At 68.5% G+C, this 8,687-nt stretch carries 9 protein-coding genes and 1 pseudogene; 2 read left to right on the top strand and 8 right to left on the bottom strand.

The window, feature by feature from the left end; genetic code table 11:
* Positions 1 to 194: pseudogene (locus A5709_RS21535) on the bottom strand (serine hydroxymethyltransferase); the annotation flags it as partial.
* 113 nt (positions 195 to 307) lie between these two features.
* Here A5709_RS21535 and coaA point away from each other — a divergent pair.
* Positions 308 to 1,246, top strand: coding sequence for a type I pantothenate kinase (gene coaA / locus A5709_RS21530; RefSeq protein WP_067949977.1), 939 nt, complete (start codon positions 308 to 310; stop codon positions 1,244 to 1,246).
* Positions 1,247 to 1,250: 4 nt separating this feature from the next.
* Here coaA and A5709_RS21525 read toward each other — a convergent pair whose 3' ends face one another.
* The 3 genes from A5709_RS21525 to A5709_RS21515 form a co-directional block, all read right to left on the bottom strand.
* The gene (locus A5709_RS21525) at positions 1,251 to 1,676 is read right to left on the bottom strand and encodes a hypothetical protein (protein WP_067949975.1); all 426 of its coding nucleotides are present in this window, start codon (positions 1,674 to 1,676) and stop codon (positions 1,251 to 1,253) included.
* Between the two features lie 217 nt (positions 1,677 to 1,893).
* Entirely contained in the window at positions 1,894 to 3,264 is a 1,371-nt protein-coding gene (locus tag A5709_RS21520; RefSeq protein WP_067949972.1) for a hypothetical protein, read from the bottom strand.
* A 38-nt stretch (positions 3,265 to 3,302) separates the two neighbouring features.
* Positions 3,303 to 4,091, bottom strand: a complete 789-nt coding sequence (locus tag A5709_RS21515; RefSeq protein WP_067949970.1) for a (2Z,6E)-farnesyl diphosphate synthase — start codon at positions 4,089 to 4,091, stop codon at positions 3,303 to 3,305.
* A 155-nt stretch (positions 4,092 to 4,246) separates the two neighbouring features.
* Here A5709_RS21515 and A5709_RS21510 point away from each other — a divergent pair, with 155 nt between their 5' ends.
* On the top strand, positions 4,247 to 5,026 hold the full coding sequence (locus A5709_RS21510) for a hemolysin III family protein (protein WP_067949968.1): 780 nt from the start codon (positions 4,247 to 4,249) through the stop codon (positions 5,024 to 5,026).
* A 4-nt stretch (positions 5,027 to 5,030) separates the two neighbouring features.
* On the opposite strand, the gene A5709_RS21505 is transcribed toward A5709_RS21510, so the two are convergent.
* The 4 genes from A5709_RS21505 to mca are packed head-to-tail and all read right to left on the bottom strand — an operon-like array spanning position 5,031 to position 8,590.
* Positions 5,031 to 5,402, bottom strand: a complete 372-nt coding sequence (locus A5709_RS21505; RefSeq protein ID WP_068122277.1) for a nuclear transport factor 2 family protein — start codon at positions 5,400 to 5,402, stop codon at positions 5,031 to 5,033.
* An 11-nt stretch (positions 5,403 to 5,413) separates the two neighbouring features.
* A complete protein-coding gene (locus A5709_RS21500) occupies positions 5,414 to 7,426 on the bottom strand; it encodes a thioredoxin domain-containing protein (RefSeq protein ID WP_068122273.1) in 2,013 nt (670 codons plus the stop codon).
* Positions 7,413 to 7,721 (bottom strand): hypothetical protein, encoded by a 309-nt coding sequence (locus A5709_RS21495; protein ID WP_067949963.1) that lies wholly within the window; start codon positions 7,719 to 7,721, stop codon positions 7,413 to 7,415. The genes A5709_RS21500 and A5709_RS21495 overlap by 14 nt, the downstream gene beginning before the upstream one ends.
* Positions 7,718 to 8,590 carry a mycothiol conjugate amidase Mca gene (gene mca / locus A5709_RS21490; protein WP_067949961.1) on the bottom strand — a complete coding sequence of 291 codons (873 nt, stop codon included), beginning with the start codon at positions 8,588 to 8,590 and terminating at the stop codon, positions 7,718 to 7,720. The genes A5709_RS21495 and mca overlap by 4 nt, the downstream gene beginning before the upstream one ends.
* Positions 8,591 to 8,687 lie beyond the last annotated feature (97 nt).

Raw genomic sequence — 8,687 nt, 5'->3', positions numbered from 1 at the left:
CAGCCGCCGTAGTAGCGCCGGCCGGGCAAACCCTCGGCGTACTTGTTCGTCAGCACGCTGCCCTGGGCCTGCAGCACCGAGCGCGGCACGAAGTTCTCCGAGGCGATCATCTCCAGGGTGTCGCGCTGCCGGCCCAGCTCCTTGCCGAGCAGCTCGGCGATGTCGGGGTCGACCTCGGCGAGCCCAGCGGACATGACAGACGTGGAGGGGCGGGCGTCAGGTGCAGCAGTCACGGGGCCAGTCTATCCAGCGAGGGTTTAGCCAGCCCAGCCGTCGGGGGCGCGTCCGCCCCTGCAACACTTGCACTATGCCGCGGCTTAGCGAGCCGAGCCCCTATGTGGAGTTCGACCGAAAGCAATGGCGCGCGCTTCGCATGTCGACGCCGCTGGCCCTCACCGAAGAGGAATTGGTCGGCCTGCGCGGTATGGGTGAGCAGCTGGACCTGCTCGAAGTGGAAGAGGTTTACCTGCCGCTGGCCCGGCTGATTCACCTTCAGGTCGCCGCGCGCCAGCGGTTGTTTGCCGCCACGGCCGAGTTCCTCGGCGAGCCGCAACAGAACCCGGACCGGCCAGTGCCGTTCGTGATCGGCGTGGCAGGCAGCGTCGCGGTCGGCAAATCGACCACCGCGCGCGTGCTGCAGGCCCTGCTGGCCCGCTGGGATCACCACCCGAGGGTGGACCTGGTGACCACCGACGGCTTCTTGTACCCGAATGCCGAACTCGATCGGCGAAACCTGATGCACCGCAAGGGTTTCCCAGAGAGCTACAACCGCCGGGCGCTGATGCGGTTCGTGACGTCGGTCAAATCCGGCAGCGACTACGCGTGCGCGCCGGTTTACTCGCACCTGAAGTACGACATCATCCCCGGCGCCAAGCACGTCGTGCGCCATCCCGACATCTTGATCCTGGAGGGCCTCAACGTCTTGCAGACCGGTCCCACCCTGATGGTGTCGGACCTGTTCGACTTCTCGCTGTATGTGGACGCCCGCATCGAAGACATCGAGCAGTGGTACGTGTCGCGGTTCCTGTCGCTGCGCGGCACGGCATTCGCCGACCCGGAGTCACACTTCCACCACTACTCGGCCCTGGGCGACACCAAGGCCGTCGCCGCGGCGCGCGAGATCTGGCGGTCCATCAACCGGCCCAACCTGGTCGAGAACATCCTGCCGACCCGGCCCCGGGCCACCCTGGTGCTGCGCAAGGACGCCGACCACTCGATCAACCGGCTCCGGTTGCGCAAGCTCTAAGCGACTATGCCGTCGCGAGACGACGCACGCCCCAGTACTGCAGTCCGGCGAACGCCGCCGTGTACACGCCACCGGCCAGCGTTGCGGCAATGCCCGTCGCGGGCAACGGCAGCGCTTCGGCGGCCACGATGGCGCCCAGAGTGAACACGACGTTGGCCGCGACGACGCCGATTCCGACGCGGCGCAGGTTCGGGGCCGCCGCGAGGAGGAACACCGCCAGGCCGCCGAGCACGAAGAAGGCGCCGAGGCTGTACTCCTGCAGCGAGGTCAGGCCGGTCAGCGACGAAAGCGGGTCGGCCAGAAAAGCGATCACCAAACCGCACAGGCCCGTCAGTGTGGCGTCGGCGCGCATGGCGAAACGCAGCAGCGAGTCGGTCGAGTCGTAGAGGGGGCGGGTTGCCAGACCGGGCGCGCCAGATGCATACATCATGTGATTACTCCTCGCGATGGCGGATTGGGTCGAACTTCAGCGTGCCGCCGGCGCACTGCCATATCGACTCGTGGCACTGCCAACTACTGCCACGGAAACAAAGACCAGCGGGTTCGCCGGGCTATTCCCATTTGCGGGCAAGAATCAGAATTGTTATTCGACAACCGCCAGTCTGGCATTCAACAGCCCCAGCAGTCACAACGGGAACCGTCCCGGATTACTCGCTGGCCACCGACACCCGCCCGCGCAGGTCGGCGGCGATCAGCCGGGCGGCGGCGTTCTGCCAGTTGTGCAGCGAGCGCTGCGGGACCTCGGTGACCAACCAATGCCAGGCCTGGCGAGCGGTGGGATCGAGTCCCGCGGCGGTGGCGTTCTGCGCGTACGCGCGCACGCCGACGACGTAGGGGAAATACAGCGAGTTGTAGTGGCGCCATTGCTCAGTGGTCCCGAAATCGCCGGCGTCGCGCGGCTTGAGCCGCCCGATCGCGTCCGCGAGAACCGCCTTGAGTTCGTTGGCCCGCTCCAGCGGATGGTCGGGCGCCCCCCTGGCGGCGAGTCGCTCGTCGATGACGGGCAGCGCGGTCAGCGGGCTGGCGACCAGCTTGCTCAGGTCGCCGTAATGGCCCAGGGCACGGCGGGTGAGCCTGGCGAACGTGATGTCGTCGACGTGGTCGAGCGGATCCACCGACCGCAACGGCAGCGCCGCGCCGGTGTTCCGCAGCGCCGCCCGATCTTCCCGCAGCGCGGGGGATTTCGAGAATGCCAGGCGATCGAGAACCCCGGCCAGCGGATCCGCCAGCACCTGCACGGCGACCGCGACCGCCAGGCTGGTGAACAGCAGCACGGTGAGCGCGGTCTGCGCGGCGCGGTCGTCGCGAGTCAGCGCCAGGCCGATCAGCGCCTGGCCGCCGAACAACACCGCCACCGCCACCGAGCCGGCAAACGAGCGGAGCATGTCGGCGCGCAACGCCTGACCCTCGTCGAACGCGTCCCAGAGCGCCACGGCGAACCCGAGCGAGAGGACGTCCAAACTCGTCGACGCCAGCGCAACCCAGCTGGGCACCAGGCCCAGCGGAATGATCAGGATGGCATTGCCCAGCGCGAAGAACAGCGTCGCGACGACGGCGAGCCCGATCGCCGACCGCGGCCGACGCGGCTGCCGCAACGCGACGGCCATCGCCGCGAAGGTGGATACCGAGATCACCGCGAACATCACCCAGTGCCCCGTCCGGAGTGGCCCCTCGACGCTGCCGGCGAGCATCGCCCCGAACAGGGTCAGCGCGGCGACGCCGGCAACCAGCAACAACTCGCGCGTGCGCGGCCTCGAGCCGTCGCTGGGCCGGGACAGCTCTACGAGCACCGCGAACCAGGCCACGCCAGGGATGGTCACCAGGTAGATCTCAACGCGGCTGAGCACGTGCGCGTACGCGGGGCTGGCGGTCCGCACCGCGTCGAGCGCGACCACCAGCGCGAAACCGCACAGGCCGATCGCCGCCAACACGAGCACCGGTTTCCGCGGATCGCGAGCGAGCAGGTACAGCCCGAGCCACCCGCTCAGCGTGAAAACCACCGCCGACAGCGCAGCCATGCAACCCAGTTTGGCACGGCCTGATGCGTGCCGACCCGCTACTTGCCGTACCTGCGGTGCCGCTGACTGTAGTCACGCAGCGCGCGCAGAAAATCCACCCGGCGGAACGCGGGCCAGTGCGCCTCCGTGAACCACATCTCCGAATACGCACTCTGCCACAGCAGGAACCCGGACAGGCGTTGCTCCCCCGACGTGCGGATCACCAGGTCGGGATCGGGTTGCCCAGATGTGTAAAGGTTTTCGGAGATGCCGTCGACGGTGACCGCATCGATGAGCTCCTCGGCGGAGGCACCGTTGGCGAGTTCCTTGCTCAGCAATGCCCGCACCGCGTCGACGATCTCGCGGCGGCCACCGTAACCGACCGCGACATTGACGTGGAACGTCGCCACGACGGGTGTGGATTCCACCGCGTCGCGCAGCCGCCGGGCCGGTTCCTCGCCGAGCAACTCCAGATCGCCGACGGTGCGCACGCTCCAGCGGTTGGCGGGTGCGCAGATCTCCTCGACGACGTCGGTGATGATTTCGATGAGCCCCGCCAGCTCGTCGGGGTCGCGTTGAAGGTTTTCCGTGGACAGCAGGTAGACCGTCGTCATCTCGATGCCGGCTTCCTGGCACCAGCGCAGCATCTCGGCGATCTTCGCCGCGCCCATGCGGTAGCCGTAGCTGACGTCGGCATAGCCCGCGTCGCGGGCCCATCGCCGGTTGCCGTCGCACAGGACCGCGATGTGACGCGGCAGGTGTGATTTGGAGGAGGCCAGACCCTGCCGCAGCCGCAACTCATAGACGCGATACAGCGGCTCTTTGAGACGCGGCGGGATAATTTCCACGGAGATTCAGCCTACTGTGAGCTGCGCCAAATTCCCCCCTGCTATTCCGGCGATGTCACCCGCGCGCGGAGACCATGCCGTGACCGATGCCGACTACTGTTGATGGAGAGCAGCCACTGGCAATCCCCGACCTTTAAGACGAGGGCACAGGAGACATGAGCAGCCAGACGAGCACGTCTGCCAATCCGGAGCGTTCGGATCGCGAATCCGAGGCCGTCGCCCCCGGCAACACCGTCGAACAGCTTGTCGAAGGTGCGGCCCAGGCGCTGAGCAAGCCCCGCATGCGCGGCTGGATCCACTTCTTCTCCGCGTGGCTGGCGATCATTACCGGCGCCACGCTGGTGTCGGTGTCGTGGGCCGCCTCGTCGCCGCGCGCCGGTCATTCGACGCTGATTTACGCGGCGGCCACGGTGGCGATGTTCGCCGTCAGCGCCACCTATCACCGGGTGCAGTGGACGTCCGATGCCGCCCGGAACCTGATGAAGCGGCTGGACCATTCGATGATCTTCGTGTTCATCGCCGGCAGCTACACGCCCTTCGCGCGCCTGGCCATGCCGCAACAGACCGGCGTGGAGGTGCTGTGGATCGTGTGGGGCGGCGCGGCGGCGGGCATCCTGCTGAAGGTGTTTTGGCCGACGGCACCGCGGTGGCTGGGTGTGCCGCTGTACCTACTGCTGGGCTGGGTTGCCGTGTGGTACTGCCCGACGATTCTGCATAAGGCCGGCGTGGCGGCGATGGTGCTGTTGGCCGTCGGCGGGGTGTTCTACAGCGTCGGCGGCATCTTCTACGGGCTACGGTGGCCCGACCCGTGGCCCAGAACATTCGGGTATCACGAGTTCTTCCACGCCTTCACCGCGATCGCGGCCATCCTGCACTACATCGCCATGTGGTTCGCGGTGTTCTATGTCGGCGACCACGCGTGGCTGATGCACTGAGCGACTACAGCTGCGTGACGTCGGCGGGCGACCAGTACGCCTTCATGTGAGCGACCTTGCCGTCCTCGTCGAACGCCATCACGTCGATCGGCTCGATGACCATCCGGTGCTCCCCGGCGGTGATCGTGAGCCGGAAATGGAAGGCGGCCTCGTTGCCCGCGACCCGCAGCGTCACCAGCTCACACTCGCGCTGCACATCGTTGACCGCCGAATAGAAGCCGTGGATCGCCTGGCGGCCGATGTGCACCTCGCCGCCGACGGGATCCTCGACGGTGGCGTCATCGGCGTAGAGCTCGACCAACTCGTCGGCGCTGCCCTTGGCGACCAGCTCGATGTAGCGGTTGACCGTGTCGGTGATGTGTTGGGCGCTCGGCATGAAACGTCACGCTACCGTGGCGCGCCGAGCGCCCGCGCGAGGTCTTCGGCGGTGGTCACCGGCAAGTCGCACACCCGGCCGCGGCACACGTACGCGGCGTCGGCACCGGCCACCCGGTCGCGGCCGGCCAGCAGCGCCGACGAGTCCTTTTCGCCGCCCACGACGATGGCCCCGCCCGGTGCCAGCCGGCGCGCATCGGCCAGTAGCGCCGACCGCGAAGGTTCGCAGGCGACCGCGATCTGCAGCGGTCCGCGCACCGCGGCTTCCGCCACGGCCAGCCAGTGGCCCGCCGAGCGTGGCGCGCGCTCCAGCAGCACCGACTGGGTGTTGAGCGAGTCGGCCGCCGCCCGCAGGTACCGCTCCGCGCGGTCGCCGTCGACCAGGTGCGCGGCGGTGAGCAGCGCCTCGGTGATCGACGACGCGCCCGACGGAGTCGCCCCGTCGAGCGGGTCGGCGGGCCGAAGCATCAACCGCTCGGCGTCGTCGGCGGTGTCGAACCAGCGGCCGGGCCGCTGCGGGTCGGCGAAGTGCCGCAGCGCGGTGTCGAGCAGATCCGTTGCCGCCGTCAGCCAGTCGGCGTCGGCGTCCAGCTGGTAAAGAGTGAGCAGGCCGATGGCCAGCATCGCGTGGTCCTCGAGGATGGCGGCGCTGCCGCCGACCACCCCGCCCAGGCTGGCGCGCCGCAGCCGCCCGTCGACGAGGTGCGAGTCCAGCAGTGCACGCGCGCAATCGCTTGCGGCGCCGACCAATTCGGGTGCGTCCAGGGCCACACCCGCCTCGGCCAGCGCGGTGATCGCCAGACCGTTCCAGGACGTGACGACCTTGTCGTCGCGCCCGGGTTGGGCGCGGGTGAGCCGGGCGGCCAGCAGCGCGGCCCGGACCCGTTCGAGCCGTTGCGGGTCGTCGGGATCGGCGGGCAATTGCAGCACCGAGGTCCCGTGTTCGAAGGTGCCGGCCGCGGTGACCGCGAAAACGGTTGCGGCCCAAGGTCCGTCGTCGGTTCCGAGCACCTCGGTGAGCTGCCCGGGTGTCCAGACATAGGTCGAGCCCTCCCGGCCGTCGGCGTCGGCGTCCAGCGACGACGTGAACACGACACCGTCGGCCAGGTCGTCGAGCAGGAAGCGCGCGGTCTGGGCGGTGACCCGGCGCGCCAACGGATCCCCGGTCCGCCTGGCCCAGTGCGCGTAGGCGCGCAGCAGCAACGCGTTGTCGTACAGCATCTTCTCGAAATGCGGTATCACCCAAGCATTGTCGACGCTATACCGGGCGAACCCGCCGGCGAGCTGGTCGTAGATGCCGCCGCGGGCCATCGCGTTGCCGGTGTGCGCGACGGCCTCCAGCGCCGCCGCCGAACCGGTGCGCTCGTGGTTGCGCAGTAAGGCCTCGAGAAGTGCCGACGGCGGGAATTTCGGAGCGCCGCCGAAGCCGCCATGCACCGCGTCGCGGTCGCCGAGCACGGCGGCGACCGCGTGATCACACAGCGCCGGCGCTACGTCCGGTCCCCCGCCCGGCAGCCCGCTCGCCATCGCGCGCAGTTCGCCGGCGATCTGGTCCGACGCCTCCTCGACCTCGCCGCGGCGCTGGTGCCAGGTGGCCGACACCGCCGAAAGCAGTTGCAGGAAGCTGTCTTTCGGGTAGTACGTGCCGCAGAAGAAGGGCCGGCCGTCGGGCGTCAGGAAACACGTCATGGGCCAGCCGCCGTGTCCGGTCAGCGCCACGGTGGCGTTCATGTAGACGGCGTCGAGGTCCGGGCGCTCCTCCCGGTCGACCTTGATGCAGACGAATCCGGAGTTCATCGCGGCGGCCACCTCGTCGTCCTCGAACGATTCGTGAGCCATGACGTGACACCAGTGGCACGCGGCATAGCCGATGGAAAGCAGGATGGGCACGTCGCGCTCGGCCGCGGCCGCGAGCGCCTGCGGGGTCCACTGCTGCCAGTGCACTGGGTTGTCGGCGTGCTGCCGCAGATAAGGGCTGGTGGCCAGCCCAAGGGTGTTCGTCGCGGCGGCGTCAGCCGGGCTCATCGCCGGGTCCCGGGGCCCGCTCCGATCCGTTCGCCTGGCCCGGGGGACGGTTGTCTGCCTTGTCGACCCCGTCGGTGCCTTCGTCGGCGGCCTGGTCGGGCTCGGGGTCCTTCGGGTCGAACGAGTCGGGCACCTTCTTGAGTTGCTTGTTCATCGAGCGCAGCAGGAACAGCGTGGCGATCAGCAGCACCACGACGATCAGCAGCCCGATCGGGCTGGCCTTTCCAAAGTCCGGCCCGGTGTGCTTTGGCGCGCCGTCGGCCAACGCACTCGCCGCCCAATAGAAGTGGTTCACCCGTCACTCTCGATTCCGGCGAACAGGTCATCCTCGGGCAGTCGGACGGGCACCCGCGAACGCGCGAGCTCGAACTCCTCCGTCGGCCAGAGCCGCTGTTGCCATTCGATGGGCGCGGCGAAGAAGTCGTGGTCCGGGTCGATTTGGGTGGTGTGCGCCCGCAGTGCGTCGTCGCGTTGGCTGAAATACGCCGAGCACTCGACGCGCGTCGTGACTCGGGACTCGAACGGGTCGTGCGAGGCGTCCCAGTGCTCGAGCCACTTCGCGAACGGGGGTTCATGCCCGTGTTTGATGGCCTCGTCGTGCAGCAGCTGCATCCGGGCCCGCAAGAATCCGTGGATGTAGTAGAGCTTCGATACGACCCATGGCTCGCCCGCGTCCGGAAACCGCCGGTAGTCTCCGGCCGCCTCGAAGGCGCCGACCGAAACCTGGTGGCAGCGAATGTGATCCGGATGCGGGTAGCCACCGTTCTCGTCGTAGGTGGTGATCACGTGCGGCCGGAACTCGCGGACGACGCGCACCAGCGACTCGACCGACTCGTCCAGCGGCACCAGCGCGAAGCATCCTTCGGGGAGCGGGGGCGGTGGGTCGCCCTTGGGCAAGCCGGAGTCGACGAAGCCCAGCCAGGTGTGTTCGACACCGAGGATCTCGGCGGCCTTCGCCATCTCGTCGCGCCGGATCTCGGCAATGTGGCCGTGCACCTCCGGCAGGTCCATCGCCGGGTTGAGGATGTCGCCGCGCTCGCCGCCTGTCAGCGTCACCACCAGCACCCGGTGGCCCTCGTCGGCGTAACGGGCGAGGGTGGCAGCGCCCTTGCTGGACTCGTCGTCGGGATGGGCGTGCACCGCCATCAACCGCAGTTCGCTCACGTGCCCCCTTGTCGGTCTGCTGGTCGCTGGATGCGAACCTATAATTCCAGTTCTTCAGATCGTTGCATGCTGCAGGCCGCTGTCCGGCAGCCGACCA

The organism is Mycobacterium sp. E1386, assembly GCF_001672745.1.
In the GTDB taxonomy this organism is placed as follows: domain Bacteria; phylum Actinomycetota; class Actinomycetes; order Mycobacteriales; family Mycobacteriaceae; genus Mycobacterium.
This window is presented reverse-complemented; position numbering and strand designations above follow the sequence as displayed.

Excerpts from the sequence above, each read along its gene's own strand:
- coaA (WP_067949977.1), top strand. The coding sequence starts at position 308 with ATGCCGCGGCTTAGCGAGCCGAGCCCCTATGTGGAGTTCGACCGAAAG.
- A5709_RS21525 (WP_067949975.1), bottom strand. The coding sequence starts at position 1,676 with ATGATGTATGCATCTGGCGCGCCCGGTCTGGCAACCCGCCCCCTCTAC.
- A5709_RS21520 (WP_067949972.1), bottom strand. The coding sequence starts at position 3,264 with ATGGCTGCGCTGTCGGCGGTGGTTTTCACGCTGAGCGGGTGGCTCGGG.
- A5709_RS21510 (WP_067949968.1), top strand. The coding sequence starts at position 4,247 with ATGAGCAGCCAGACGAGCACGTCTGCCAATCCGGAGCGTTCGGATCGC.
- A5709_RS21505 (WP_068122277.1), bottom strand. The coding sequence starts at position 5,402 with ATGCCGAGCGCCCAACACATCACCGACACGGTCAACCGCTACATCGAG.
- A5709_RS21500 (WP_068122273.1), bottom strand. The coding sequence starts at position 7,426 with ATGAGCCCGGCTGACGCCGCCGCGACGAACACCCTTGGGCTGGCCACC.